The 25,522-nt window shown below is 67.0% G+C and carries 26 protein-coding genes; 19 read left to right on the top strand and 7 right to left on the bottom strand.

Annotated elements, in window-relative coordinates; translation table 11 throughout:
• The 3 genes from A9W99_RS09090 to pimB form a co-directional block, all read left to right on the top strand.
• Positions 1-350: NlpC/P60 family protein (locus tag A9W99_RS09090; RefSeq protein WP_082929921.1), on the top strand; the 350-nt coding region annotated here is incomplete at its 5' end.
• Between the two features lie 76 nt (positions 351-426).
• The gene (locus tag A9W99_RS09085; RefSeq protein ID WP_253869700.1) at positions 427-1,185 is read left to right on the top strand and encodes a hypothetical protein; all 759 of its coding nucleotides are present in this window, start codon (positions 427-429) and stop codon (positions 1,183-1,185) included.
• A gap of 21 nt (positions 1,186-1,206) precedes the next feature.
• Positions 1,207-2,349: a GDP-mannose-dependent alpha-(1-6)-phosphatidylinositol monomannoside mannosyltransferase gene (gene pimB, locus A9W99_RS09080; RefSeq protein ID WP_067375962.1), complete on the top strand. Its 1,143-nt coding sequence runs from the start codon at positions 1,207-1,209 to the stop codon at positions 2,347-2,349.
• Positions 2,350-2,364: 15 nt separating this feature from the next.
• Here pimB and A9W99_RS09075 read toward each other — a convergent pair whose 3' ends face one another.
• On the bottom strand, positions 2,365-4,170 hold the full coding sequence (locus A9W99_RS09075) for a long-chain fatty acid--CoA ligase (protein WP_067375960.1): 1,806 nt from the start codon (positions 4,168-4,170) through the stop codon (positions 2,365-2,367).
• 129 nt (positions 4,171-4,299) lie between these two features.
• Between A9W99_RS09075 and A9W99_RS09070 the strand changes: the two genes are divergently transcribed.
• The 5 genes from A9W99_RS09070 (at position 4,300) to A9W99_RS09050 (ending at position 7,669) form a co-directional block, all read left to right on the top strand.
• Positions 4,300-4,689, top strand: a complete 390-nt coding sequence (locus tag A9W99_RS09070) for a polyketide cyclase / dehydrase and lipid transport (protein WP_067375976.1) — start codon at positions 4,300-4,302, stop codon at positions 4,687-4,689.
• Positions 4,690-4,741: 52 nt separating this feature from the next.
• Positions 4,742-5,176, top strand: coding sequence for an SRPBCC family protein (locus A9W99_RS09065; RefSeq protein WP_067375958.1), 435 nt, complete (start codon positions 4,742-4,744; stop codon positions 5,174-5,176).
• Entirely contained in the window at positions 5,173-6,453 is a 1,281-nt protein-coding gene (locus A9W99_RS09060; protein ID WP_082929920.1) for an ArsA family ATPase, read from the top strand. Before A9W99_RS09065 ends, A9W99_RS09060 begins: the two co-directional genes overlap by 4 nt.
• Positions 6,450-6,863: a hypothetical protein gene (locus A9W99_RS09055; protein WP_067375975.1), complete on the top strand. Its 414-nt coding sequence runs from the start codon at positions 6,450-6,452 to the stop codon at positions 6,861-6,863. Before A9W99_RS09060 ends, A9W99_RS09055 begins: the two co-directional genes overlap by 4 nt.
• 80 nt (positions 6,864-6,943) lie before the next feature.
• Positions 6,944-7,669 (top strand): 1-acyl-sn-glycerol-3-phosphate acyltransferase, encoded by a 726-nt coding sequence (locus A9W99_RS09050; protein ID WP_067375954.1) that lies wholly within the window; start codon positions 6,944-6,946, stop codon positions 7,667-7,669.
• Between the two features lie 11 nt (positions 7,670-7,680).
• On the opposite strand, the gene A9W99_RS09045 is transcribed toward A9W99_RS09050, so the two are convergent.
• Positions 7,681-8,970, bottom strand: a complete 1,290-nt coding sequence (locus A9W99_RS09045) for a glycosyltransferase family 87 protein (protein WP_067375952.1) — start codon at positions 8,968-8,970, stop codon at positions 7,681-7,683.
• A 95-nt stretch (positions 8,971-9,065) separates the two neighbouring features.
• Here A9W99_RS09045 and A9W99_RS09040 point away from each other — a divergent pair, with 95 nt between their 5' ends.
• The 3 genes from A9W99_RS09040 (at position 9,066) to A9W99_RS09030 (ending at position 11,900) form a co-directional block, all read left to right on the top strand.
• Positions 9,066-9,929 (top strand): hypothetical protein, encoded by an 864-nt coding sequence (locus A9W99_RS09040; protein ID WP_067375974.1) that lies wholly within the window; start codon positions 9,066-9,068, stop codon positions 9,927-9,929.
• A gap of 9 nt (positions 9,930-9,938) precedes the next feature.
• Positions 9,939-10,448, top strand: a complete 510-nt coding sequence (locus tag A9W99_RS09035; protein ID WP_067375950.1) for a polyadenylate-specific 3'-exoribonuclease AS — start codon at positions 9,939-9,941, stop codon at positions 10,446-10,448.
• Between the two features lie 66 nt (positions 10,449-10,514).
• The gene (locus tag A9W99_RS09030) at positions 10,515-11,900 is read left to right on the top strand and encodes a class II 3-deoxy-7-phosphoheptulonate synthase (RefSeq protein WP_067375948.1); all 1,386 of its coding nucleotides are present in this window, start codon (positions 10,515-10,517) and stop codon (positions 11,898-11,900) included.
• 80 nt (positions 11,901-11,980) lie between these two features.
• Here A9W99_RS09030 and A9W99_RS09025 read toward each other — a convergent pair whose 3' ends face one another.
• Positions 11,981-13,222 carry a protein kinase gene (locus tag A9W99_RS09025; RefSeq protein WP_156623024.1) on the bottom strand — a complete coding sequence of 414 codons (1,242 nt, stop codon included), beginning with the start codon at positions 13,220-13,222 and terminating at the stop codon, positions 11,981-11,983.
• Positions 13,223-13,346: 124 nt separating this feature from the next.
• Here A9W99_RS09025 and A9W99_RS09020 point away from each other — a divergent pair, with 124 nt between their 5' ends.
• Complete coding sequence (locus tag A9W99_RS09020; RefSeq protein WP_067233618.1) at positions 13,347-13,751, top strand: Rv2175c family DNA-binding protein; 405 nt, start codon at positions 13,347-13,349, stop codon at positions 13,749-13,751.
• A 9-nt stretch (positions 13,752-13,760) separates the two neighbouring features.
• On the opposite strand, the gene A9W99_RS09015 is transcribed toward A9W99_RS09020, so the two are convergent.
• Together A9W99_RS09015 and idsA2 are read right to left on the bottom strand one after the other, a co-directional pair.
• Entirely contained in the window at positions 13,761-15,305 is a 1,545-nt protein-coding gene (locus A9W99_RS09015) for an alpha-(1->6)-mannopyranosyltransferase A (RefSeq protein WP_067375944.1), read from the bottom strand.
• Between the two features lie 4 nt (positions 15,306-15,309).
• Complete coding sequence (idsA2, locus tag A9W99_RS09010) at positions 15,310-16,371, bottom strand: bifunctional (2E,6E)-farnesyl/geranyl diphosphate synthase (protein ID WP_067375942.1); 1,062 nt, start codon at positions 16,369-16,371, stop codon at positions 15,310-15,312.
• A 212-nt stretch (positions 16,372-16,583) separates the two neighbouring features.
• Here idsA2 and A9W99_RS09005 point away from each other — a divergent pair, with 212 nt between their 5' ends.
• A complete protein-coding gene (locus tag A9W99_RS09005; RefSeq protein WP_067375940.1) occupies positions 16,584-17,480 on the top strand; it encodes a mycobacterial-type methylenetetrahydrofolate reductase in 897 nt (298 codons plus the stop codon).
• Here the strand turns inward: A9W99_RS09005 and A9W99_RS09000 are convergent.
• Complete coding sequence (locus tag A9W99_RS09000; RefSeq protein WP_067375972.1) at positions 17,477-18,121, bottom strand: DUF3153 domain-containing protein; 645 nt, start codon at positions 18,119-18,121, stop codon at positions 17,477-17,479. The two genes, A9W99_RS09005 and A9W99_RS09000, sit on opposite strands and share 4 nt — an antisense overlap.
• Before the next feature lie 115 nt (positions 18,122-18,236).
• On the bottom strand, positions 18,237-18,848 hold the full coding sequence (locus A9W99_RS08995; protein ID WP_067375938.1) for an N-acetyltransferase: 612 nt from the start codon (positions 18,846-18,848) through the stop codon (positions 18,237-18,239).
• 278 nt (positions 18,849-19,126) lie between these two features.
• On the opposite strand from A9W99_RS08995, the gene A9W99_RS08990 reads away from it, so the two are divergent.
• The 6 genes from A9W99_RS08990 (at position 19,127) to A9W99_RS08965 (ending at position 25,466) form a co-directional block, all read left to right on the top strand.
• Positions 19,127-19,531: a DUF3040 domain-containing protein gene (locus A9W99_RS08990; RefSeq protein WP_067375936.1), complete on the top strand. Its 405-nt coding sequence runs from the start codon at positions 19,127-19,129 to the stop codon at positions 19,529-19,531.
• A 444-nt stretch (positions 19,532-19,975) separates the two neighbouring features.
• Complete coding sequence (gene mraZ / locus A9W99_RS08985; protein ID WP_067375968.1) at positions 19,976-20,407, top strand: division/cell wall cluster transcriptional repressor MraZ; 432 nt, start codon at positions 19,976-19,978, stop codon at positions 20,405-20,407.
• Between the two features lies 1 nt (position 20,408).
• Positions 20,409-21,575: a 16S rRNA (cytosine(1402)-N(4))-methyltransferase RsmH gene (rsmH, locus tag A9W99_RS08980; RefSeq protein ID WP_156623023.1), complete on the top strand. Its 1,167-nt coding sequence runs from the start codon at positions 20,409-20,411 to the stop codon at positions 21,573-21,575.
• Positions 21,572-22,690, top strand: a complete 1,119-nt coding sequence (locus A9W99_RS08975; protein ID WP_067375934.1) for a hypothetical protein — start codon at positions 21,572-21,574, stop codon at positions 22,688-22,690. The genes rsmH and A9W99_RS08975 overlap by 4 nt, the downstream gene beginning before the upstream one ends.
• 119 nt (positions 22,691-22,809) lie before the next feature.
• The gene (locus A9W99_RS08970) at positions 22,810-24,711 is read left to right on the top strand and encodes a peptidoglycan D,D-transpeptidase FtsI family protein (RefSeq protein ID WP_371514938.1); all 1,902 of its coding nucleotides are present in this window, start codon (positions 22,810-22,812) and stop codon (positions 24,709-24,711) included.
• Positions 24,712-24,869: 158 nt separating this feature from the next.
• Positions 24,870-25,466, top strand: a complete 597-nt coding sequence (locus A9W99_RS08965) for a phosphatase PAP2 family protein (RefSeq protein WP_067375930.1) — start codon at positions 24,870-24,872, stop codon at positions 25,464-25,466.
• The last annotated feature ends 56 nt before the right edge of the window (positions 25,467-25,522 follow it).

Here is a 25,522-nt window from a genome sequence, read left to right as displayed (position 1 = left end):
CCGGGGATCGGGCCACCGTTGTGCAGGCGGCGTTGAGCCAGGTCGGATCGTCGTACGTGTGGGGCGGCGCCTCACCGGGCGGGTTCGACTGCTCCGGACTGGTGATGTGGGCCTTCCAGCAGGCCGGCATCTCACTGCCGCACTCCAGCCAGGCGCTGGCCCACGGCGGTCAACCGGTAGCGCTGTCGGATCTGCAGCCCGGTGACGTGCTGACCTTCTACTCGGACGCGTCACATGCCGGCATCTACGTGGGCGACGGGATGATGATCCACTCCTCCACCTACGGGGTGCCGGTGCGGGTGGTACCGATGAACTCCTCCGGCCCGATCTACGACGCGCGCCGCTACTAGACGCCTCGTCGCAAAGCGCCGTCGCCGGTGGTCGTTCCTGCTGGCGGTGTTGTTGGTGGGCGAACTGATCGCTGCCTTGGTCCTCGCGGTGCATCCGGTGCATTCCCACCCCGGGCACGGGCCGTTGACCGTCGGCGACCGCACGGTCCGGTTGATCGATCTCGGCGGCCCGGATGCCCAACGCCTGCTGTCGCGTATCGCGTCGAACATCGGCGTCGCGGTCGATAAGGTCGAAGCCTTCTGGGGCTCCGACTGGTCACGCGAGATTTCGGTAGTGGCCGCCGGCTCGGACAAACAGTTTCGCGCTGCCGCCGGCGGCGGCCCGGCATCGCAGTGGTCCGATATCGCCGCGGTGACGGTCGTGGACCGCGTTGACTTCCCTCACCGGGTGGCGGTGAACCAGCGCATGGTGTTCGCGCCGGGCGCGGTCAACATGAGCGAGACCGCGCTGCGAATAGTATTGGCGCACGAGCTTTTCCACTATGCGGCCCGGGTAGACACCGCCGTGGACGCACCGCGCTGGCTGACCGAAGGGGTAGCCGACTTCGTCGCCCGGCCGCAGACCGCATTGCCCGCCGACGCCTCGTCGATTGCGCAGGCACTGCCGTCGGACGCCGATCTGGACGCGCCCGGGCCGCAGCGCTCCCTGGCCTACGACCGCGCATGGTGGTTCGCCCGGTTCATCGCCGACACCTACGGCACTGCGAAGTTGCGTGCGCTCTACCTGGCCGCCTGCGGCGTAGGACACACCGACCTGTCCACCGCCGTTGGCGACGTGCTCGGCACCGACTCGGAGAATCTGGTCACGGCCTGGCGCCGCTGGCTGACCCGTTAGCCACCGGCTAGCCTCACCCGAGTGAACCGGGTCCTGCTGGTAACCAACGACTTTCCGCCCCGACGCGGCGGCATCCAGTCCTACCTGGGGGAGTTCGTCAGTCGGCTGGTCGCCGCCCGGTCGCACGCCGTGACGGTCTATGCACCGCAGTGGAAGGGCGCCGACGCGTTCGACGACCTGGCCCGCGAGAGCGGTTATCGCGTGGTGCGCCATCCCGGCACGCTCATGCTGCCCGTTCCGGCGGTCGACGGCCGCATGCGCCGGCTGATCGCCGACGAGGCGATCGACACCGTCTGGTTCGGTGCGGCCGCCCCGCTGGCACTGCTGAGTCAGCGCGCCCGGCGCGCGGGCGCCCCCCGGGGGCGGGCCCCCCCCCACGGCCACGAAGTGGGATGGTCGATGCTGCCGGTCGCCCGGTCGGTGCTGCGCCGCATCGGAGACCAGACCGACGTCGTGACGTTCGTCAGCCGCTACACGCGGTCACGCTTCGCGCCGGCCTTTGGACCCGCGGCGTCATTGGAATACCTGCCGCCCGGCGTGGACACCGACCGGTTCCGTCCCGATCCGGCCGGCCGAGCCGAATTGCGCGCCCGCTACGGACTGGGGGAGCGGCCCACCGTGGTGTGCCTGTCGCGACTGGTGCCGCGCAAAGGACAGGACGTGCTGATCAAGGCGCTGCCGTCGATCCGTCGGCGCGTCGACGGAGCCGCGCTGGTGATCGTCGGTGGCGGCCCGTATCTGGACACGCTGCGCAAGCTGGCGCGCGAATGCGGAGTGGCCGACCACGTCACTTTCACCGGCGGTGTGGCGACCGATGAGCTGCCCGCTCACCACGCGCTGGCCGACGTTTTCGCCATGCCATGCCGTACCCGCGGGGCCGGCATGGACGTCGAAGGGTTGGGCATCGTGTTCCTGGAGGCCTCGGCCACCGGCGTGCCGGTAATCGCCGGCGAATCGGGCGGAGCCCCAGAGGCGGTGCAGCACAACAAGACCGGGCTGGTTATCGACGGCCGCTCGGCGGAGAATGTCGCCGACGCGGTCTCCGAGGTGCTCGCCGACCGCGACCGGGCCGCCGCGATGGGCGCCGCCGGACGGGAATGGGTGACGTCGCAGTGGCGCTGGGACACGTTGGCCGCCCGGCTGGGTGACCTGCTGCGCGGCTAAGTGTCTGCTCGGCGATCAGTCCTTGGTGTAGATCGCCTCGATATCGGAGGCAAACTTCTCCGCCACGACGTTGCGCTTGACCTTCATCGTCGGTGTGAGCTCGCCGGTGTCCTCGGTGAAGTCGACCGGCAGAATGCGGAATTTGCGGATCGACTCCGCGTGCGACACCTGCTGGTTGGCCTGCTTGACCGCCGCATCCACCTCGGCCACCAGGTCGGGGTCGGTGGCCAGGTCGCCCACCGAGGCACCGGCGGACTTGCTGTTGCGCTGCTTCCAGCCGTCGAACGCCTCGGGGTCGATGGTGATCAGCGCGCCGATGAACGGCTTGTTGTCCCCGACCACCATCGCCTGGCTGATCAAGGGGTGGCTTCGCAGCTGGTCTTCCAGCACGGCCGGGGCGACGTTCTTGCCGCCGGCGGTGACGATCAGCTCCTTCTTGCGTCCGGTGATGGTCAGGAAGCCGTCCTCGTCGACGGCACCCAGATCACCCGTGCGGAACCAGCCGTCGGTGAATGCCTCCTCGGTGGCCTGGTCGTTCTTCCAGTAGCCGGCGAAGACCACACCGCCACGCACCAGCAGTTCCTTGTCGTCGTCGGCGATGCGCAGGCTGTTGCCGGGCACCAGCTTTCCCACGGTCCCGATCTTCAGCGCGCCGATCTGGTTGACGGTGATCGCGGCGCTGGTTTCGGTCAGGCCGTAGCCCTCGTAGATGGTCACGCCCACACCGCGGAAGAAGTGGCCCAGCCGCGCACCCAGTGGCGCGCCGCCCGAGACCGCTGCGTGGCAGTCCCCGCCCAGCGCCTCGCGCAGCTTGTGGTAGACGAGTCGGTCGAACAGCGCGTGCTTGGCGCGCAACACCAACCCCGGCTTGCCACCGTCTTGGGCGCGGCTCCAGTCGACCGCGGCCTGCGCCGCCTTTTTGAAGATTGGACCCTTGCCCTCGTTGGAGGCCTTCTGCTCGGCGGTGTTGTAAACCTTCTCGAACACCCGCGGCACCGACACCACCACCGTGGGCTTGAACACCGCGAACAGCGGAAGCAGGTTCTTGATGTCGCTGGTGAATCCGACGGTCACCTTGCTGGTGAAGGCGGAAAGGGTGAGTGCCCGGGCCAGCACGTGCGCCAGCGGCAGGAAGACCAGCAGCCGCTCGCCCTCGCGCAGCAGCGTCGGCAGGCATTCCTGGGTGCCCCGGATCTCGTAGAGCAGGTTGGCATGGGTGAGCTGGCAGCCCTTGGGGCGTCCGGTGGTGCCCGACGTGTAGATCAGCGTCGCCGCGTGCTCGGAGCGCAGCCCCTCCTGCCGCGCGGTCAGCTCGGTCTCGTCGACCGAAGCGCCCTCCTCGGCGAGCTGGTCGAGCGCCTTGGGGCCCGACCCGTCGATGTGCAGCACGCGGCGCAGCTCGGGCAGTTCGCCGGCGAGCTCGGCGATCATCGCGGCGTGCGCGTCGGTTTCGGCGAAGGCCAGCACTGCTGCGGAGTTCTGCAGCACCCAGCGCACCTGCTCGGCCGACGAGGTCTCATAGATCGGCACGGTGACGCCGCCGACGGACAGGATCGCGAGGTCGAGGATCGCCCATTCATAGCGGGTGGCCGAAAAGATGGACACCCGGTCCCCGGCCTGCACCCCTAGGGCGATCAAACCCAGTGCTGCGGAACGGATTTGGCGTGCCGCCTCGGCGCACGTGACGTCGGTCCATTCGCCGTCGATCAAGCGCTGATAGATGACGAAGTCGGGATCGTCGCGCTCGTGCTCGAAGACCACGGCCGCGACGTTGTCGTGCTCGTCGACCGAAAAGCGGGCAGGGGCACTTAACTCAGGCACTGGAATGACCTCGCTTGACCTCGGGTGATGTTGCCGGTTGCCGGCTTGCTGCCGCCAGCCTAATCCAGTGTCCGCAGAGCACTGAGGCGCAGCGGCCGCAGCGGCGCAATGGTGTGCAAAGCTGAAACGATGAACAGCATCCAGATCGCGGACCAGACATTCGTCGCGGCCGACGGCGCGCGGGTCGGTGCTGCCATCGCAGATCGCGCGAGCTGGCGCCGGTGGTGGCCGGACCTGCGGCTGCAGGTCGTCGACGATCGTGCTGAAAAGGGCATTCGCTGGTCGGTGACCGGCGCTTTGACCGGCACCATGGAGGTCTGGCTGGAGCCGTCGCTGGATGGGGTCGTGCTGCACTACTTCCTGCATGCAGAACCGTCCGGCGTGGCCGCCTGGCAGCTGGCGAAGATGAATTTGGCCAAGATGACACACCGGCGTCGGGTGGCCGGGAAAAAAATGGCATTCGAGGTGAAGACAACCCTGGAACGCTCGCGTCCGGTGGGTACTTCTCCGGTAGTTTAACCGGGTCGGCAATGCCGGGGTTGACCGCGCGCGGAGAGAGGTAAGCAGTCAGGTGGCGGAGAAGACGACGCAGAAGATTTTCATCAATGCCGATCCGAGCACCGTCTTGGAAGTGATCGCCGATATCGATACCTACCCGGACTGGATCTCGGAGTACAAAGAAGCCGAAGTGCAGCAACGCGGCGAGGACGGATACCCGAAGGTCGTGCGGTTCGTGATGGACGCCGGTGTCATCAAAGACACGATGGTCATGTCCTACACCTGGCCGGAGGACCGCAAATCGCTGAGCTGGACCCTGGTATCCAGTTCGCTGCTGAAGTCGCTCGAGGGCTCGTATCACTTGGCGCCCAAGGACTCTGGCACGGAGGTCACCTACGCACTCACCGTCGACCTCGCCATCCCGATGATCGGGATGCTCAAGCGCAAGGCCGAACGCAGGCTGACCGACACCGCTTTGAAGGATCTGAAGAAACGAGTCGAGGGCTGAGTGATTCGAGCGAATTCGGGCAGCCGTCCCGCGCCCGGATCAGTCTCTTCGTCGGGAAGGGCGGGGTAGGCAAATCCACCCTTGCGTCGGCCACCGCCGTCCGTGATGCGAGCGGGGGCCGACGGGTCCTGCTGGTGTCCACCGACCAGGCTCACTCGCTGGGCGACGTGCTGGGCGTCGCGGTACCGCCAACGGGCTCCAAGGATCCTGTTCGGGTACTTGTCGACTTCGAAACCGGGCATGCCGAGGCAGGCGGGTTTCTCGATGCGCTGGCGCTGGACACCCTGGCCCTGCTCGAGACGCGATGGCGCGATGTCGTAGACACCCTGGACCGCCGCTTCCCCGAATCCGAGTTGAGCAGCATTGCCCCGGAAGAGCTTTCGGCGCTGCCGGGCATTCAGGAGGTACTCGGCCTGCACGCCGTGGGCGAACTGGCGGAGGCCGGGCGTTGGGACCGCATCGTGGTCGACTGTGCCTCGACCGCGGACGCGCTGCGGATGCTGACCCTGCCCGCCACCTTCGCGCTGTACGTCGAGCGCGCCTGGCCGCGGCACCGCAGGCTTTCCGTCGGCGCCGACGATCCGCGGTCGGCCGCGATCGTGGAACTGCTCGAGCGCACCAGCGCCAGCGTCGAGCGGCTCAGTGCCCTGCTGACCGACGGCGACCTGGTGAGCGCGCACCTGGTGCTGACCCCTGAGCGGGTGGTCGCGGCCGAGGCGACCCGCACGCTGGGTTCGTTGGCGCTGATGGGCGTTCGGGTCGAAGAGCTGATCGTGAATCAGGTTCTGGTGCGCGACGAGTCCTACGAGTACCGCAACCTGCCCGACCACCCGGCGTTTTACTGGTATGCCGAACGCATCTCCGAACAACGCTCGGTGCTAGCCGAACTCGACACCACCATCGGGGACGTGGCACTGGTGCTGACTCCACACCTGGCCGGTGAGCCGATCGGCCCGAAGGCGCTGGGCGAGCTGCTCGACAGTGCCCGTCGGCGTGGCGGAGCCGCCCCGCCGGGCCCGTTGCGCCCTATTGTGGACTTGGAATCCGGGTCGGGGCTTGCGTCGGTGTATCGAATGCGGGTCGCGTTGCCCCAACTGGATCCGGGCGCGCTGACACTGGGCCGGGTCGACGACGACCTGATCATCAGTTCCGGCGGGCTGCGACGCAGGGTTCGTTTGGCGTCCGTATTGCGGCGGTGTACGGTGCTGGACGCGCATCTGCGGGGCAGTGAGCTCACAATTCGTTTTCAACCAGATCCGGAGGTGTGGCCGAAGTGAATGGGGCACATCCCGACATCGGTCCCGAACTGCGCCGGCTTGCCCAGGCGTTGCTGAACGGGATCGACCCCGCACTGCGATCGGCAGCCGCGCTTGCGTCGGCGGCGAGTTCGGCCAATTCGTCGGGCGACGGCGGTGACAGAGCGACGGGCAAATGCCAGCAGGTGTGGTGCCCGGTGTGCGCGCTGGCCGCCTTGGTCAACGGCGAACAGCATCCGTTGGTGACCGTCATCGCCGACCACAGCGTCGCCCTGCTCGACACGATCCGCTCCATCGTCGACGACATGGACCGGCCGCAGAACCTTCCGGCAGACGAAAAATCGGAGGCCGTCACCACCAACGGAAGCGGCCCCGACGAGCCGGCCGTCAAGACGCGTTACCAGCCCATCCCGGTCACCGTCGAGGAGTGAGCGGCCCGGCGCCGAGGTGGTCGGAGCCGTCACACATGAGTACAGTTGGACACCATCGAGTGTGGGTGAGAGGGAGGGCCATGTGGTACTGGCTATTCAAGTACATCTTCATGGGCCCACTGCTCTCTCTGCTCGGACGGCCGAAAGTCGAAGGCCTGGAACATGTTCCGAACTCCGGGCCGGCGATACTGGCCAGTAACCACTTGGCGGTCGCTGACAGCTTCTTTCTGCCGCTGGTGGTTCGGCGCCGGATCACGTTTCTGGCGAAGGCCGAATACTTCACCGGCACCGGCCTCAAAGGCTGGTTCACCCGGTGGTTCTATACCGTCGCCGGCCAGGTGCCGATCGACCGCAGTGACGCCGACGCCGCGCAGGCGGCGCTGACCACCGCCGAGCGGTTGCTACAGCAGGGCAAGCTACTCGGCATGTATCCCGAGGGCACCCGTTCGCCCGACGGCCGGTTGTACAAGGGCAAGACCGGGCTGGCGCGGCTGGCCCTGCAGACCGGAGTCCCGGTGATCCCGGTGGCGATGATCGGCACCAACGTGGTCAACCCGCCCGGCAGCAAGATGTGGCGCTTCGGGCGGGTCACCGTCCGGTTCGGCGAGCCAATGGACTTCTCCCGCTTCGAGGGCCTGGCCGGCAACCGGTTCATCGAGCGGGCCGTCACCGACGAAGTGATCTACGAACTAATGGGCCTGTCCGGTCAGGAGTACGTCGACATCTACGCCGCCACCGTCAAGGACGGCGGCAATGACGAGTCCAACGGCGAAGCGACGCGGATCCCGCAGACCGCCGCGGGTTAGTCCCGTGTCGATCAGCCGACGGCAGGGACGGGCGTCAGTTCGGGCGCGGTGGCTTTCTGCGCAGCTGTCCGAGCGCTGACCGTGGCCCCGACGACCACGATGAACGCCAAGGCCCACCACACGTAGGACATCCCCAGCAGCTGACGCCACCAGTTCGCGGTCGCCTCGTGATGTTTGGGGAGCAAGTCGATCGGCGTCCACCTCATCAGCGCCACGCCGACGACGCTGAGCACGGCCAGTGCCACGTTGCGGCGCCGCCACGCCAATACGGCCGCCACTACCACGGCCGGCAGCACCCACACCCAGTGATGCGACCACGACACCGGTGACACCACCAACCCGAACAGGGCGACGCAGATCAGCGCCAAAGCCGGCTCGCCGGCCCGCAATACCCGCTGCATCGCCCATACCGTGAGGGCGAGCACCAGCAGGCACGCGCCCGCCCACAGCAGGAAGCGTTCCTGCTCTCCGAGCCCGAGCCGGGCGAGCGCCCCCGCGATGTTCTGGTCGGTGTTCAGCGCCGCGTCGCCGATCCGCGCGGTGTTGCGCGCGGTGTGAGTCCAGTACTCCCACGAGTCACGCCACGCCAGCGCGAAGCCGACCAGCGTCGCGACCACAAACGATGCCAGGGCGGTAAGAGCCGCTCGGCCGTCGCGGCGCAGCAGGAAATACAGCAGGAACACCGCAGGGGTGAGTTTCAGCGCTATTCCCAGGCCGAGCAGCACACCGCGCGGCCATGGCGTGTGCCGTGGCAGGCAATCGGCGATCACCAGGGTCATCAGCACGACGTTGATCTGACCGAAGGCGAAGTTGGAGCTGATGGGCTCGAGCCAGAGGGTCGCCGGCGCCACGATGATCACCGCCAGCCACAGCCGCCGCACCCAGGCCGGCCCGGGCAGCACGTTCGAGCTGGGCCAGACGTCCAGGCGGGTCAGCACGATGGTCGTCGAGACAATCAGCAGCAGCAACGTCAACAGCGTGATCGCGACGCTGGCCGCCGGCATGTGCAGCCATGCGAAGGGGCAAAAGACGATCGCCGCCAGCGGGGGATACGTGAAAGGGAGATTCACGATGGGTGTGGGAAACAGCACATCGCCCTTGTAAAGGGGATGTCCGTCCAACCAGGCCTGGCCGCCCATCTGATACACGTCGATGTCGATGCGGTACGGCGTGTGCCCGAATAACGTCCAGGCCACATAACCAAGCGCCGCGGCGGCCAGCACCCACAGCAGGCAAAACCACCAGACTCGTCCGTGGCTGCTGTCAGGAGAGCCCACGTCGGGCGCCTGCGAGTTACTCATGTCGCGGTCAAGCCTAATGGTTGACGCGCCGGTGATTGTCAGAGCAGCGCGGCTCCCGCCCCGTGTCGACATCTGGGCGTAGCTTTTTGGGGGTGTTGTTCCGTTGGTTGCAGCATGACATCGTCGACCGGGGCCGCCTGCCCCTGTTGTGTTGCCTGGTCGCCTTCATCCTGACCTTCTTCGTCACGCGAACTTTCGTCCGGTTCATCCGCCGTCGTACCGACAACGGCGCGCCCGCGCGGTGGTGGCAGCCGCGAAACATCCACATCGCGTCGATCCACATCCATCACGTGACGTTCGGCGTGGTCCTGGTGATGATTTCGGGGCTGACCCTCGTGTCGTTGTCCGTCAACGGGCAGGAACCCGAATTCACCGCGGCGGCCGTCCTTTTCGGAATCGGCGCGGCATTGGTGCTCGACGAGTACGCGTTGATCCTGCATCTGTCCGACGTGTATTGGGAGGAGGACGGGCGGACCTCGGTGGACGCCGTGTTCGCTGCGGTCGCGGTGGCCGGGCTGTTGATCCTGGGGCTGCATCCGCTGATGTTCTTGCTGCCGATCTGGAATGACACCCGTTCGGTTTGGCTGCACCTGGCGCTGCTGGGCGGGCTGGTGCTGACGCTGCCGTTGGCCGTGGTGGTGCTGTTCAAGGGGAAGCTGTGGACCGGCCTGTTGGGCATGTTCCTGGTCGTGCTGCTGGTCATCGGGGCGATCCGGCTGTCGCGTCCACACGCTCCGTGGGCCCGGTGGCGATACTCGAATCAGCCGGACAAGATGCGTCGTGCCCTGGACCGGGAGCGCCGGTGGCGTCGGCCCGTGGTGCGGGCCAAGCTGTGGGTGCAATGCCTGATCGCCGGAACCCCGCGTTTGCCCGACGAGCGCACGGTCGACGCCCAGCTGGACCAGGACGTGCATCCGGCGCCGCCCCCTGAACCCGTTGGCGCCGGCTTGCCGGACTAGGGTGCGCCCGTGCGGTACTTCTACGACACCGAGTTCATCGAGGACGGCCGCACGATCGATCTGATCTCCATCGGGGTGGTCGCCGAGGACGGCCGCGAGTATTACGCCGTGTCCACCGAATTCGATCCCGAACGGGCCGGCAGCTGGGTGCGCGCCCACGTGCTGCCCAAGCTCCCGCCGCCGGCCTCACAGTTGTGGCGCTCGCGCAAACAGATTCGCGAGGAGCTGGAGGAATTCCTCCGGGTGGACGGCACCGACCCGATCGAGCTATGGGCGTGGGTCGGCGCCTACGACCACGTCGCGCTGTGTCAGCTGTGGGGGACGATGCCCGAATTGCCGCGGGCAATACCTCGCTTCACCCGCGATCTGCGGCAGCTGTGGGAGGACCGGGGATGCCCCCGGATGCCACCGCGGTCGCGCAATGTCCACGACGCGCTGGTGGATGCCCGGGATCAGTTGCGCCGGTTCCGGATCATCACCTCGGGCGACGAAGCGCAGCCGACGGGCGATCCCCGGTGATGTCGCAGCGACGTTCGCCCTGATCAACCGTCACGCTATGGTTCAGGGCCCGGTTACCATGGACCGATGAACTGGACAGTCGACATCCCGATCGACCAGCTGCCGCCACTGCCGCCGCTGCCGGCCGACCTGCGTGCCCGGCTGGACGCCGCGCTGGCCAAGCCGGCCGCGCAACAACCGTCCTGGGACCCCGATCAGGCCGCGGCGATGCGTACCGTGCTGGAAAGTGTGCCGCCGGTGACCGTGTCGACCGAGATCCTCCGGCTGCAGGAACAGCTGGCCCAGGTCGCCCGGGGCGAGGCGTTCCTGCTGCAGGGCGGCGACTGCGCGGAGACGTTCACCGACAACACCGAGCCGCACATCCGGGGCAATATCCGCACCCTGCTGCAGATGGCCGTGGTGCTGACCTACGGCTCAAGCATGCCTGTGGTCAAGGTGGCCCGCATTGCGGGTCAGTACGCCAAGCCACGGTCGGCGGACATCGACGCGCTGGGCCTGAAGTCCTACCGCGGCGACATGATCAACGGCTTTGCCCCGGACGCCACGGCGCGCCAGCACGATCCGTCGCGGCTGGTACGTGCTTACGCGAACGCCAGCGCCGCGATGAACCTGGTGCGTGCGCTCACGTCGTCGGGCTTTTCGTCGCTGCACCTGGCGCACGACTGGAATCGGGAATTCGTGCGGACCTCGCCGGCTGGCGCGCGGTATGAGGCCCTGGCCACCGAGATCGACCGGGGACTGCGTTTCATGAGTGCCTGCGGGGTGGCCGACCGCAATCTGCAAACCGCCGAAATCTACGCCAGCCATGAGGCTTTGGTGCTGGACTACGAGCGTTCCATGCTGCGGCTGGCGGATGAACCCGACGGGCCGAAACTCTACGACCTGTCGGCGCACACCGTGTGGATCGGCGAACGGACCCGCCAGCTCGATGGGGCACACGTCGCGTTCGCCGAGGTGATCGCCAACCCGATCGGCGTCAAGATCGGCCCGACCATGACTCCGGAGCTCGCAGTCGAGTACGTCGAGCGGCTCGACCCGCACAACAAACCGGGTCGCCTCACCCTGGTGAGCAGGCTAGGCAACAACAAGGTGCGCGACGTGCTGCCGCCAATCATCGAGAAGGTCCAGGCCACCGGCCACCAAGTGATCTGGCAGTGCGACCCGATGCACGGCAACACCCACGAGTCGTCCAACGGTTACAAGACCCGGCATTTCGACCGCATCGTCGACGAAGTGCAAGGGTTCTTCGAGGTGCACCGCGCGCTGGGTACCCACCCGGGCGGCATCCACGTCGAGATCACCGGTGAAAATGTCACCGAGTGTCTTGGTGGTGCGCAAGACATTTCGGACACCGACCTGGTCGGCCGCTATGAGACCGCGTGCGACCCGCGGCTGAATACCCAGCAGTCGCTCGAGTTGGCATTCCTGGTCGCCGAGATGCTGCGCGACTAGGGTTCCCCGGGCTCGACCCGCCGAGCAGACGCAAAGTCGCCCGAAAACCGCCGTTTCGGGCGACTTTGCGTCTGCTCGCCCTACAAAAGGCCGGTCAGGTTGGTACCGATCGTCCAGGCCGCTGTCGCGACCAGGCCGGTGATCGCCACGACGATCGCCACCCAGATCAACACCATGCGCCGACCATGCTGCCGTACCCAGGCCAACTCATTTAGTGCGACACCGCCGAATTGTCCTGGAACCACATCGGATTCGGATTCGCCGGGCTCTGGCTCGAACTCGGCGGCAGGTTCCGGGTCGGACCAATCTTCGGGACCCCGGGTGAACTGACGTGTCGCGTGCAGCGGCGGCTTGCCGGGTGGCGCGGACGGTGGCTGCGCGCTGTCCCGGCGCGCGGCAGCTCGGGTGTGGTGCAGCGCCGCCGAGCGGTGCTGGGCCGAGTTGCGCGGAGCCGGCACCCGGAAATCCGGCAGCGCCAGTTCCTCGGCGATTTCGTCCACCTCGGCGCCCATTTCGATGGCGTCGGCGTAGCGGCGGGCGGGATCCCGGGCGGTTGCGCGTGCCACCAGCTCGTCGAATTCGGGTGGCACGCCTGCGATTACCGCGCTGGCGCGTGGCACATCATGGTCCAGCCGCTGGTAGGCGATCGACAACGGCGTATCGCCGGTGAACGGCGTCACACCCGTCAGCAACTCATAGGTGAGGATCCCGACTGAGTAGACGTCGCTGCGCAGACCGGCGCTGCCGTCGCGAACCTGCTCGGGGGACAGGTAGGCGGCGGTGCCCAGGATGACGCTGGCGGACGTGATGCCGGCGGCCGCGACCGCACGCACCAGCCCGAAATCGGCGATCTTTATCTCGCCGTCGTCGGAGATCAGCACGTTTTCCGGCTTGACGTCGCGGTGTACCAGGCCGGCGCGGTGTGCGGCGGCCAACCCGCCCAGCACCGGGCGAAGCACCGCCGCGACGGCGTGCGGCGGCATCGGGCCGCGTTCATTCAGCAATTCACGCAGCGTTCCGCCCTCGACGAGCTCCATTACCAGGAACGGGTGCCGGCCGTCCAGGCCCTGGTCATAAACCGCGACCACCGCGGGATGCTTCAGCCGGGCGACGGTTCGGGCCTCCAGTTGGAAGCGAGTCAGGAACTGCTCGTCGCCCGCGTAGCGCGAGTCCATCACCTTCAGCGCGACGGGGCGGTCGAGCCGGATGTCGACGCCGCGGTACACCGTGGACATGCCGCCGCTGGCGATCTTGGTGTGCACCAGGTAGCGACCGTCCAGGTAGGTGTCTTCCAAGGGGTCCGCGGTGCCTGGTCGAGCCACTGGGTCATCGTAGGTGCGGTGTCGGCGTTTGGTGCGCCCTGTGGTGATCGCGAGCGCGGCGCAGCCTGGAAAGTAGCGTCGAAAAGCCCCATCCCGGCCGCGTACCAGGCTTTACACTGGCGAAGTGGGCAGTATTCCGGCCGGCGACGACGTATTGGACCCCGACGAGCCAACATACGATCTGCCCAGAGTGGCTCAGCTGCTCGGCGTGCCGGTCAGCAAGGTGCAACAACAGCTAAGGGAAGGCCATCTGGTCGCGGTGCGGCGCGGCGGCGGCGTGGTAGTGCCCCAGGTGTTCTTCACCAACTCCGGTCACGTGGTCAAGAGCCTGCCGGGGCTGTTGACCATCCTGCATGACGGCGGTTACCGCGACACGGAGATCGTGCGCTGGCTGTTCACTCCGGATCCATCGTTGACGGTCACCCGCGACGGCAGCCGGGACGCGATGTGCAATGCCCGGCCGGTCGACGCGCTGCATGCCCACCAGGCTCGGGAAGTGGTGCGCCGCGCCCAGGCCATGGCTTATTAGTGGGGCCTGTCAGGGCGAGTCGCTCGCTGGTTCTGCGGCTGCTGAAACGTCTGGGGCCGCACGACTTCGCTGGTCCTCGGTCCGGTGCAGCGCATAGCAGGCGGCCAATGCGCACCCCGTGGCCAGTGAGAAGTGCAGCCAGGAATACATTCCGTGTGACCCATCGGGTTTGAAGATCACCATCACCCACGTGGACAGCCCGGCGATCACGGCCATCGCCCGCTGTGACTGGGCCAGCGGCGCGGCTATCGCCAGCGGCCAGGAGTAATACCAGGGCAGCGCGGCGGGGACGAACAGCACCACGATCAGCATCGACCACGCGATGCCGGTCAGCGCGGCCCGATCGTCGCGGCGAAACCACCACCACAACACCGGCAGCGACACCGCGATGATGCCGATGCCGACAAGCCGGGTCAGCCGCAGCGTGGTGTAAAAGTCGACCGCGAAGAATCCGCTGAAGACAGCGTGAATGATGTTGGCCACCGCGGTGGGGACGGTGAGCCAGTTGATGATCTTCACCGAGCCGGCCAGCGCGGTCAGCCAACCCAGGCCGACACCGGCTATCGCGGACAGCACCGCGAACACCACCGCGAAGATCAGCAGCGAAATGGCGGCCGCCGCCAAAAACGCTTGCACCGGTCGGTATCCCCGGCGTTCACGCAGGTGGCGCGCCCATACCCAGACCAGGAACGGCAACGCGATTCCGGCGGTGGCCTTGACGGCAATCGCGACCGTGAGCAGCACGATGCCCTCGACATTGCGACCGGCGAAGGCCAGCGCGATCCCGGCCGTCATCAACCCGACCATCAGCATCTCGTTGTGCACCCCGCCCATCAAATGGATGAGCACCAGCGGGTTGAGAACGCAGATCCACAGGGCGGTCGGCCCGTTGGCGCCGAGATGGTGGGCCAGCCGGGGAGTGGCCCAGATCAGCAGCGCCAGCCCGGGCAACATGCACAGCCGCAGCAGCATGGTTCCGGCCACCACATTGTTGCCGACGAGCATCGTGACGAACTTGGCCACCAGGATGAACGCCGGACCGTACGGCGCGGTGGTGATGGTCCAGATGGGACTCACGTCGTCCAGCAACGAATTCGGGTTTCCGACCGGACCGACCGCGTAGGGGTCGAATCCGTCGCGCAGCAGTGCGCCCTGGGCCAAATACGAATAGGTGTCGCGGCTGAAGACCGGGACCGAAAGCAGCAGCGGCGCCAACCAGAAGACGGTGGTGGCCCGCATCACGAACTCGCTGGCATCGCCGGCGAGGACCAGCCGGCCCAGGCGCAGCCAGGCGATCAACATGAGACCAACGCCGGCCCACAACAGGATCGACGACATCACCAGTCCGTGCCCGAACCGCAGCCAGGACAAGTGAATGGACTCCAGCAGCGGGTCGTGCTGGCGGGTGCTGCCCGCCCCCAGCCCGCCCAGGGTGATCAGCGCCGAGCCCAGCAAACCCAATTTCGCCGGTCCGGCCTCCGGCGTGGCGGCAAACCCTTGCAATCGTGAAAAGTATTGCGCCAGAAAGTGTTGTGACGTCGTGTCAGTGGCCATCGGTTCAGGCGGACCGGTTCGTGGCCAGGTTGGCCAGTTCGGAAAGTCCCGCCTTGGCTGCCTCGTTGACAGGTGCGGCGGCCAGCGTGGCCAACGCACGTTGGGTCAGCATGGAAATGCGGCGCTCCGCCGCGGCCAGTGCGCCCACGGACTCGATGACCTCCCGCAATTCGCGCACCTGGGCGTCGGTCAGTTCGGTGCCGATCGAGGCTCGCAACAGCTTGGCCGCCAACGGATTTGAGTTATCCGCCAATTCCAGCGCCTCGGCCACCAGGACGGTGCGCTTGCCGGACCTGAGGTCGTCCCCGGACGGTTTGCCGGTCACCTCGGGGTCCCCGAACACCCCGAGCACGTCGTCTCGCAGCTGGAACGCGACACCCAGGTCGGCGCCGAACTGACCGAAGACGGCCTGCACGTCGAGTCGGTCGGCGGCGGCGGCAACGCCCAGCTGCAGCGGGCGGGTGACGGTGTAGCAGGCGGTCTTGAAATTGGCGACGGTCATCGCGGACGCGATCGATTCGGCGGCGGAGGCCGGTACCGAGGCCTCGGCGACGATGTCCAGATATTGCCCCCCCAGCACCTCGGCGCGGATGTCGGCCCAGACGCGCTGAACGCGCTGCCGGGCGTCGGGGGACAACGAAGCCCGCAGGATGATGTCGTCGGCCCACGCGTGGGCCAGATCGCCGGCCAGAATGGCGGCCGACGTTCCGAACTGCTCGGGTGACCCGCGCCAGTTGCGGTCCCGGTGCAGGGCCGCGAAGTGCACGTGGGTCGTCGGCCTGCCGCGCCGGGTAGCGGAAGCGTCGATCACGTCGTCGTGGATCAATGCCGACGCGTGCAGCAGCTCCAGCGCGGAAAACAGGAGCAGCACACCGGGATCCGGGTTCTGGGCCGCCACGGCGCGCCAGCCCCAGTAGGCGAAGACCGGCCGCAGCCGTTTGCCACCGCTCAGCACGAAATCCTCGAGTTCCGCGACGAGAACTTCGTAGTCGCTACCCAGGTAGGCGGTTTCGTTACGACGCTCGCGCAGATACTGCCGAAGTTGGTCGGTGATCTCGCCGGCCAACTCGACGGTTGCCGCTGCTACTGCAGCTTCTGGGCTCAGCGCGGCACCCCTTTCTCGATCGTCCTGCCGTGGCCCGACAAGTGTATTCGCCGCAAGCCCGCACGCGGCCTGCTCCTCATTCTCGGGACCGGTGCGACGTGCTTCGAACGGCTCGCCAACTCGCCCCTATGCTGTCGAGTGGATTAGGGCTGCCACCGATGAAGAGGAGCCGCGTGAGCCTCAACACCATCGCGCTCGAGCTGGTGCCACCGAACGTGGACGGCGGTCGGGAGCGGGCAGCAGAAGATGCGCGCAAAGTGGTGCAGTTCTCGGCCGATTTCGGGCTGGACGGCCGGATTCGGCACGTGATGATCCCGGGGATGATCGCGGAGGAGGACGATCGGCCGGTCCCCATGCAGCCCAAGCTGGACGTGCTGGACTTCTGGTCCATCATCCGTCCGCAGCTGCCGGGGATGAACGGCCTGTGCACCCAGGTCACCGCGTTCATGGAGGAGGAATCGCTGCGCAAGCGGCTCACCGAGCTGGCTGGGGCGGGGATGGAGGGCGTGGTCTTCGTCGGCGTACCGCGCACGATGAACGACGGTGAAGGTTCCGGCGTCGCGCCGACGGACGCTCTGTCGATCTACCGCGACGTGGTGGCCAACCGCGGCGTGATCGTGATTCCCACCCGGGAAGGCGAACATGGCCGGCTCAACTTCAAGTGCAACCAGGGCGCGACCTACGGCATGACCCAGCTGTTGTACTCCGATGCGATCGTTGGTTTCCTGGCCGACTTCGCGAAGAACACCGATCATCGACCGGAGATCCTGCTGTCGTTCGGCTTCGTGCCCAAGGTCGAGGACCGGATCGGCCTGATCAACTGGCTGATTCAGGATCCGGGGAACGCGGCCGTGGGCCACGAGCAGGCCTTCGTCAAAAAGTTGGCCACGTGCGAAGCCGCGGAGAAGCGACGGCTGATGGTCGATCTGTACAAGCGCGTCATCGACGGTGTCGCCGAGCTCGGCTTTCCATTGAGCATCCATTTGGAGGCCACCTACGGCGTTTCCGCGCCGGCGTTCCAGACCTTCGCCGAGATGCTCGACTACTGGTCGCCCACGGGTGGCAGTTAGCTGGTGATCTGGTCGCGCGGTGCGGTGAATCGCTCCGAGCGGTCCCGGCTCACCCAGGCCAGCAGGGCTACCACGCCGGCCACCGCGAACGATCCGATGCCCAGCCATACGCCCGCTCCGGTGAACGACCGCGTGTTCGGATCGGTGTAACGGGCTTGGGCGCTCATGGTGGTCACCACGCCCGGCTTGAGCTTCCACTGCACAACCTGGGGTTCGATGCGGTCACCGTTGGTGGAGGTCACGGCGCCGGGGAACGCCACGGTCAGCTCCACCTCCGCGTCGGGATCGGTCACCGACGTCAGATCGGCCCGGCCTTCCAGTAGCACCAGGTTGCCGTTCCGGCGCAGGGACAGATTCACCCCGGCCGCGTCGCGGTTCATGTGGGCCAGCTGCGGTACCTCGCCGAAGGTCAAATCGGAGAACACCGCCTGTGACCCCACATAGCCGTCGCTGTTGTAATTCGAGACCGCGACCTTCTGGCTGAACGGCAAATTGCTGTCGAGCTGGGGTCCGGGATCTTTCGGGCTCTTCGGTTTGGCCGCGGCGATGATCTCCCCGGACACCAGGTCGTCGGGAGAAATGGTGATCGAGGCCCGGACGCGCAGGCACCCAGTCGCCAGCGGCACCAGCATCAGCAGCATCGCAACGGCCAGCAGACGGCGTCGCCAAGCCCTGAATTCGCGGGATCGTCGGCCCAGGCGCGGGTGCACCAGGTCATCGTGCCAGACCCGGCGACCGGTGTCGTCGAACCGTGCGCTAAAGCGGCAGCGCGCGCCCCAGGATCGCGAAAGCGCGTGGGTCGCCGGCGAAGTGGTAGCGACGGATTATGTCGGTGAAGCCCAGGCGGCGGTACAGTCGCCAGGCGCGGTTCGCCTCACCATTGGTCTCCGGCGTGGAGAGCAGGACGTTGCGTTCCCCACGATTGGCCAGCAGTCGCCGGGCCAGAGCCTCACCGAGGCCGTGACCTTGGGCGCGTGGATGAATATGCAGTTCGGTCAACTCGAAATAACTGGTCATCAGCCGGGCGATCTCCTGGGGCGGCAGGCCGCCGCGCTCCAAGCCCAAGACGACCTGCTGCTGCCACCACTGGCCGGGGGCGCCCGGGTAGCCGTAAGCCACGCCGTGCAATGGCGCGTTGCCCAGTTCCGACGGTGTGGGGCCCCGGGAATCCGGTGTTTTCGCGGCGTCTGGCGCTTCTACCGCGGCGACCGCCTTCCAGCCGGGTCGCCGCACGTGTTCCAGCCACATTGCCGCGCGCTGATTTTCGGTGCCGCGCGGGTAGCGCATTGCGTCGACATACACTCCCAGAGCGTCATTGAGGCGGCGCTCCATATCGTTCGGCGACAGATCGATGAGGAATATCGCCAACTCGCGCTGTCCTCCTCATACCGTGATGCGGTCGGATGCTGTTATCAGTATCAGGGTCGACCATCGCGGTCATTATCTGACGGCAGCGCCACCGATCTGCGAGAGGTGTGACGAGAGCCCTCCCCGCTCGCGTCTGCGCTGCGGTGCAACCGGATAGAATCGCCTGCGAACCAGTGGTACGGCACAGATTGACCTCGTATCATCTGAGTTAGTTGCCCACGTAACGGGCATCCGCGTGCTACCGATATACGTGTCGGCCTGTCGGCAAGGAGGGACGAATGCCACTCTCCGATCATGAGCAACGAATGCTCGATCAGATCGAGAGCGCTCTCTATGCCGAGGACCCCAAATTCGCGTCGAGCGTTCGTGGCGGCGGATTCCGTGCGCCGAGCGCGCGCCGGCGCCTGCAGGGTTCGGCGCTGTTCGTCATCGGTCTGGCAATGCTGGTTTCCGGTGTCGCGTTTCCGGCCACGATGATCAAAAACTTTCCCATTCTGAGTGTCTTCGGCTTCATCGTGATGTTCGGCGGAGTCGTGTTTGCCATCACGGCTCCGCGGTTGTCCGGACGGGCCGACCGCTCCGGATCGGTCCGCGGCGCATCGCGCCAGCGTCGCAACAAGGGCGCGGGAGGTTCGTTTACCAGTCGCATGGAAGACCGATTTCGCCGCCGCTTCGACGAATAGCGGTCCGGATCCAGTCATCACGGGGAAGCCGACGGCTTCCCCGTTCTTCATCCGGTTGGCACGCGCTGAGCCTGCGGTAAGCGCGCGATTGAGCGCCCTGGGCGCGCACTAGGCGCAGGCTCGACGCCATCAGCGCAGGTTCGGATCCGTAGTCCGCATCGAGCCGCACTTGTGTCCGACTTGTGCTCCAAACCTGCCCCACTTGGCCCCACCGATGCCGTACCCGCTCATTTGGGGCGTTGAAATGCGCTTTCCCGGCGGCGTTGGCGGTCACGCGCTCGCCGACGATGAACCCGAAGCGCTCCGGAGTGGTGGAAAAGGCGGAAAACGCCACGGCGACATTCCATTAATGGGGGGAAGTGGGGAATTGTGGGGTATGGTGGCTGCAGAGTTTGAGAGGTGAGCGGGTGCTCCGCAAAGCGGCTCCGGGCGGGAGGTGAGCTGGTGTTTCTCGGCACCTACACGCCCAAACTCGACGACAAAGGGCGGTTGACGCTGCCCGCCAAGTTTCGCGACGCACTGGCAGGGGGATTGATGGTCACCAAGAGCCAAGATCACAGCCTGGCCGTCTACCCGCGCGCCGAGTTCGAGCAATTGGCGCGCCGGGCAAGCAAGACATCGCGAAGCAACCCCGAAGCCAGGGCGTTCCTGCGCAATCTGGCGGCGGGTACCGACGAGCAGCATCCCGACGGCCAGGGCCGGATCACGCTGTCGTCCGACCACCGTCGCTACGCCAACCTGTCCAAGGACTGCGTGGTGATCGGAGCGGTCGACTACCTGGAGATTTGGGACGCCCAAGCCTGGCAGGACTATCAGCAGACCCATGAAGAGAACTTCTCCGCGGCCAGCGATGAAGCACTCGGCGACATCATCTGAGGTGCGTGCCCATGCATCCTGGCCTCTGCCCGAACCGACCCTGGCGTACTTCCCCAACGCCAGGTTCACACGTTCGGACAGGGACCAGACTGCATTGGTCGCGGCCCGCCGGCCCGCAGGGACTGCCTTGGCGACATCGGCGGCATCCTTCGAAACCCTCCAGACCCGGGGAGGTGTTGCGGTGGCTGACGCAAATTTCGGTCACGTGCCCGTCCTGGCCGATCGTTGCGTCGAACTGCTCACCCCGGCGCTGACCCGTCATCACCCGGACGGGCGGGATGCGGTCGTCGTCGACGCGACCATCGGCGCGGGCGGCCATGCCGAGCGATTGCTGTCCGAGCTGCCAGGCCTGCAATTGATCGGACTCGACCGCGACCCCGGTGCCCTGGACATCGCCCGCGGTCGGCTACAGCGATTCGGCGATCGGGTCACACTGGTACACACGCGCTACGACGGCGTGGCTGCGGCGCTGACCGAAACCGGTTATGCCGCTGAGGAATCGATCGACGGGATGCTGTTCGATCTCGGTGTCTCCTCGATGCAGCTGGACCAGGTCGAGCGGGGCTTCGCCTACGCCCAGGACGCGCCCCTGGACATGCGGATGGACCCCGAGTCGCCGCTGACGGCGGCTGACATCCTCAACACCTACGACGAGGCTGCGCTGGCCGACATCCTGCACCGATACGGCGAGGAACGGTTCGCCCGCCGGATTGCCGCGCACATCGTGCGGCAGCGTTCCCGAGCACCGTTCACCTCTACCGCCGAGCTGGTAGCCCTGCTGTACCAGGCGATTCCGGCTCCCGCCCGGCGCACGGGCGGACACCCGGCCAAGCGAACCTTCCAGGCGTTGCGCATCGCGGTCAACGACGAGCTGGACACGCTGCGCGGCGCCCTTCCCGCCGCACTGGGCGCGCTGGCCGTCGGCGGGCGGATCGTGGTGTTGGCCTACCAATCGCTGGAAGACCGGATCGTCAAGCGCGCGTTCGCCGACGCTGTCGCCTCCCGGACGCCGGCGGGTCTGCCGGTCGAACTTCCCGGCCACCAACCGCGATTCCGGTCGCTGACCCGCGGTGCTGAACGTGCCGATGCCGCCGAGATCGAACGCAACCCCCGCAGCGCCCCGGTGCGGCTGCGGTCCCTGGAACGAGTTCGGAAGGGCGATTCATGAAGGCCAAACGTGAGGCCGGAGTGCCTGGCAAGCGCGACAGCAGTCGGCGCGCCCGCGACGGTTCTGGGCGCACCAGCGGGCGGTCCGCGACGGAGGCGACGGCGCGCCGGACCCGAACGCGCGCCGGCAATGCCTCGACACCCGCCCGCGAAGCCCGCAGATCTGGACCTCAAACCAATCCGATCGCTCGGCCGGTGGAGCGGCCGGCCCGAGCCAAGAACACCAAGCAGGCCAAGGCGCGGGCCAAGGCGCGGAAGGCCAAGGCGCCCAAGGCTATCCGGCCCAAGTTGAGCGAGCGGCTGGCGACCCGGCTGGCCGCCATGGATTTGCGGCCACGCACGCTGGCGAACAAGGTCCCTTTTGTCGTGCTGGTCATCGGGTCGCTGGGTGTGGGACTGGCCCTGACGCTGTGGCTGTCCACCGACTCCGCCGAGCGGTCTTACCAACTGAGCCATGCGCGCGAGAAGACCCGGATGCTGCAGCAGCAGAAGGAGGCGCTGGAACGCGATGTGCGCGAGGCGGAGTCAGCGCCGGCGCTGGCCGAGGCGGCCCGCAAGCAGGGCATGATCCCGACCAGGGACACCGCCCACCTGGTCCAGGCGCCGGACGGTAGCTGGGTGGTCGTGGGCACGCCCAAGCCGGCCGACGGGGTTCCGCCGCCGCCGCTGAACACCAAACTTCCCGAAGAAGGACCTCCGCCGCCCCCGAAGCCACCGGCGGTTCCCGCAGAGGTCCCGGTTCTGGTCTTACCGGCACCCGGTGACCCCACGGCAGCGAGGGGGCCGGAGGCGTTGCTGCGCGCTCCTGACGGCGCATCGACGCTGGGTGGTCAGCATCTCTCTCCGCCGACCGTCCCGGGCCCGCCCGGGACGCCTCCTGGTCCGCTGCCCGGCTTGCCCGGCGGAGCGGTTCCCGGCGTGCCGCCGGCACCCGGGCAACTCCCCGTCGTCGCCGGACCGGTGCCCGCCGAGGTGCCCGTTCCCCCACAGCCGGGCTTGGCGCCCCCCGCGCAAGTCCCGGCCCCCGCGCTCGCTCCGGCGCCGCAACCGTCGGCTCCGCCTCGCGGCGAACAGTTCGGCCCGGTTGCCACGTCAGTCCCGGCGGCGCCACGGTGAGGCGCGGCGACACGGGGAGAGCGCGCCCGTCGCAGCCGTCGCGGGGCCGCCGGAAGAACCTAGCAGCCGCAGAAGCTGGGAACGCGAAGCGGCTGCGCAAGCCGGAGAAAGCGGGAAAGATCAAGCAGTCCAAGAAATCCGGCGCAGGAGGGCGAGCGGAGGCGGTCGGCCACTCGGCACGCGAGCGGCGTACCCGCCAGGTGGTGGAGGCGGGTACGCGCGGCGCATCATTCGTCTTTCGGCATCGCGCCGGCAACATCGTCATTCTGGCCTTGATGCTGGTGGCGGCCACCCAGCTGTTCATGCTGCAGGTTTCCAACGCCGCGGGATTGCGCGCGCAGGCGGCCGGGCAACTCAAGGTCACCGACGTCAAGAAGGCGGTTCGCGGCAGCATCGTTGACCGCAACAAGGATCAGCTCGCGTTCACCATCGAATCCCGTGCGCTGACCTTTCAGCCCAAGCGCATCCGCCAGCAGCTGGAGGAGGCCAGACGAAAGAACTCCGCCGCCCCCGACCCGCAGCAGCGGTTGCAGGACATCGCCAAGGAGGTTGCGGGCCGGCTCAGCAACAAGCCTGACGCCCCCACCCTCCTGAAGAAGCTGCAAAGCGATGAAAACTTCGTCTACCTGGCCCGCGCGGTCGACCCCGCCATCGCCAGCGCGATTTCCGACAAATACCCCGAGGTGGGTTCGGAACGGCAGGATCTGCGCCAGTACCCGGGTGGTTCGCTGGCCGCCAATATCGTCGGCGGCATCGACTGGGACGGCCACGGATTGCTGGGGCTGGAAGAATCTCTGGACTCCGTGCTCGCCGGAACCGACGGGTCGGTGACCTACGACCGCGGCTCGGACGGGGTGGTCATCCCGGGCAGTTATCGCAACCAGCACCGAGCGGTGAATGGTTCCACTGTCCAGCTGACCCTCGACGATGACATCCAGTTCTACGTGCAGCAGCAGGTGCAGCAGGCGAAGAACTTGTCTGGGGCGCACACGGTGTCGGCCGTCGTGCTCGATGCCAAGACCGGTGAAGTGCTCGCCATGGCCAATGACAACACTTTCGACCCGTCGCAGGACATCGGCCGTCAGGGCGACCGGCAACTCGGTAACTTGCCGGTGTCCTCACCGTTCGAGCCGGGCTCGGTCAACAAGGTCATCACCGCGTCCTCGATCATCGAGTACGGGCTGTCCAATCCCGACGAGGTGTTGCAGGTGCCGGGCTCGATCCAGATGGGCGGCGTCACCGTGCACGACGCCTGGGAGCACGGCGTGATGCCCTACACCACTACCGGCATCTTCGGGAAGTCGTCCAATGTCGGGACACTGATGCTGGCCCAGCGCATCGGCCCGGAACGCTATTACGACATGGTCCGCAAGTTCGGCCTAGGCCAGCGCACCGGCGTGGGCCTGCCCGGTGAGAGCGCGGGGCTCGTGCCGCCGATCGACCAGTGGTCGGGCAGCACATTCTCGAACCTGCCTATCGGACAAGGTCTTTCGATGACCCTGCTGCAGATGACCGGCATGTACCAGGCCATCGCCAACGACGGGGTGCGGATGCCGCCGCGGATCATCAAGGCCACCATCGCCCCCGACGGCTCCCGCACCGAAGAGCCGCGCCCGGACGGCGTTCGGGTGGTGTCCGCGCAGACCGCGCAGACCGTACGGCAGATGCTGCGCGCCGTCGTCCAGCACGACCCGATGGGCTACCAGCAGGGCACCGGGCCGGCCGCCGCAGTGCCGGGCTATCAGATGGCCGGCAAGACGGGCACCGCACAGCAGATCAACCCGGGCTGCGGCTGCTATTTCGACGACGTCTACTGGATCACCTTCGCTGGAATGGCCACCGCCGACAATCCCCGCTACGTCATCGGCCTCATGATGGACAACCCCCAGCGCAACGCCGACGGCACGCCAGGCCACTCGGCCGCGCCGCTGTTTCACAACATCGCGGGCTGGCTGATGCAGCGCGGAAACGTCCCGCTGTCACCCGATCCAGGGCCACCGCTGACTTTGCAGGCTACGTAGGCGTACTTTCGGCGCCGGGTCAATCCTCCGAGTCCGCGTCGCTGCGCTGTAATCTGGCGATCAATTCGCCCTAGAGAAGCCTGGGAGAAGCCAGGTTGCAGCCGAACGTCGTCCGGGTGGACGAGAGACCGAGCGAGCCTCGTCCCTGGAGAGAGGCGATGCTTTGGCTCCTGCTGATGGCGCCGGGTTTCCTTCTCGCCTACACCGCAGCCAATCTGTACGCCGCGCATTTGCCGCCGGCGCGGGTGCACGAAATCAGCATGGACTGGGAGAAATTCATCCCATTCCTGCCGTGGACGATCGTGCTGTACGTGAGCATCGACCTGCTTTACATCTTCTCGGCATTCCTCTGCCAGACCAGGCGCGAGCTGCGCGCTCACGCCGCCCGCTTCGCTCTGGCGACCGCGATCTCGGTTGTCTGCTTCGTGCTGTTCCCCCTGCGCTTCGGTCCCGTGCGACCCGCAGTCGACGGCATTCCCGGCCTGTTGTTCGATCTGCTCGGCCTGGTCGACCATCCCTACAATCAGGCACCCTCCCTGCACATCAGCCTGTTGGTGATCCTGTGGGCCTGCTATCGGCGCCACTGCCCGGCGCGTTGGACCTGGCTGCTGAATCTGGCGTTCGTGTCCATCGCGGTGTCGGTGCTGACGACCTGGCAGCATCACTTCTTCGACGTTCCCACCGGGTTGGCCGTCGGCCTTTTCACTTGTCGGGTGATCGCGATGGACCCGACGCCTCGCGTCGTCACGACGTAGCCCGATGTTTGACACTCGTCACGGCGCTGTGCGCCGCTTCGCTGAGGTGCGGGAGC

This window comes from Mycobacterium sp. 1164966.3 (assembly GCF_001665395.1).
GTDB lineage: Bacteria > Actinomycetota > Actinomycetes > Mycobacteriales > Mycobacteriaceae > Mycobacterium.
This window is presented reverse-complemented; position numbering and strand designations above follow the sequence as displayed.

Coding starts and splice junctions, on each gene's coding strand:
- A9W99_RS09070 (WP_067375976.1), top strand. CDS start 4,300: ATGAACAGCATCCAGATCGCGGACCAGACATTCGTCGCGGCCGACGGC.
- A9W99_RS09050 (WP_067375954.1), top strand. CDS start 6,944: ATGTGGTACTGGCTATTCAAGTACATCTTCATGGGCCCACTGCTCTCT.
- A9W99_RS09045 (WP_067375952.1), bottom strand. CDS start 8,970: ATGAGTAACTCGCAGGCGCCCGACGTGGGCTCTCCTGACAGCAGCCAC.
- A9W99_RS09030 (WP_067375948.1), top strand. CDS start 10,515: ATGAACTGGACAGTCGACATCCCGATCGACCAGCTGCCGCCACTGCCG.
- A9W99_RS09015 (WP_067375944.1), bottom strand. CDS start 15,305: ATGGCCACTGACACGACGTCACAACACTTTCTGGCGCAATACTTTTCA.
- A9W99_RS09000 (WP_067375972.1), bottom strand. CDS start 18,121: ATGCTGCTGATGCTGGTGCCGCTGGCGACTGGGTGCCTGCGCGTCCGG.
- A9W99_RS08990 (WP_067375936.1), top strand. CDS start 19,127: ATGCCACTCTCCGATCATGAGCAACGAATGCTCGATCAGATCGAGAGC.
- A9W99_RS08975 (WP_067375934.1), top strand. CDS start 21,572: ATGAAGGCCAAACGTGAGGCCGGAGTGCCTGGCAAGCGCGACAGCAGT.
- A9W99_RS08965 (WP_067375930.1), top strand. CDS start 24,870: ATGCTTTGGCTCCTGCTGATGGCGCCGGGTTTCCTTCTCGCCTACACC.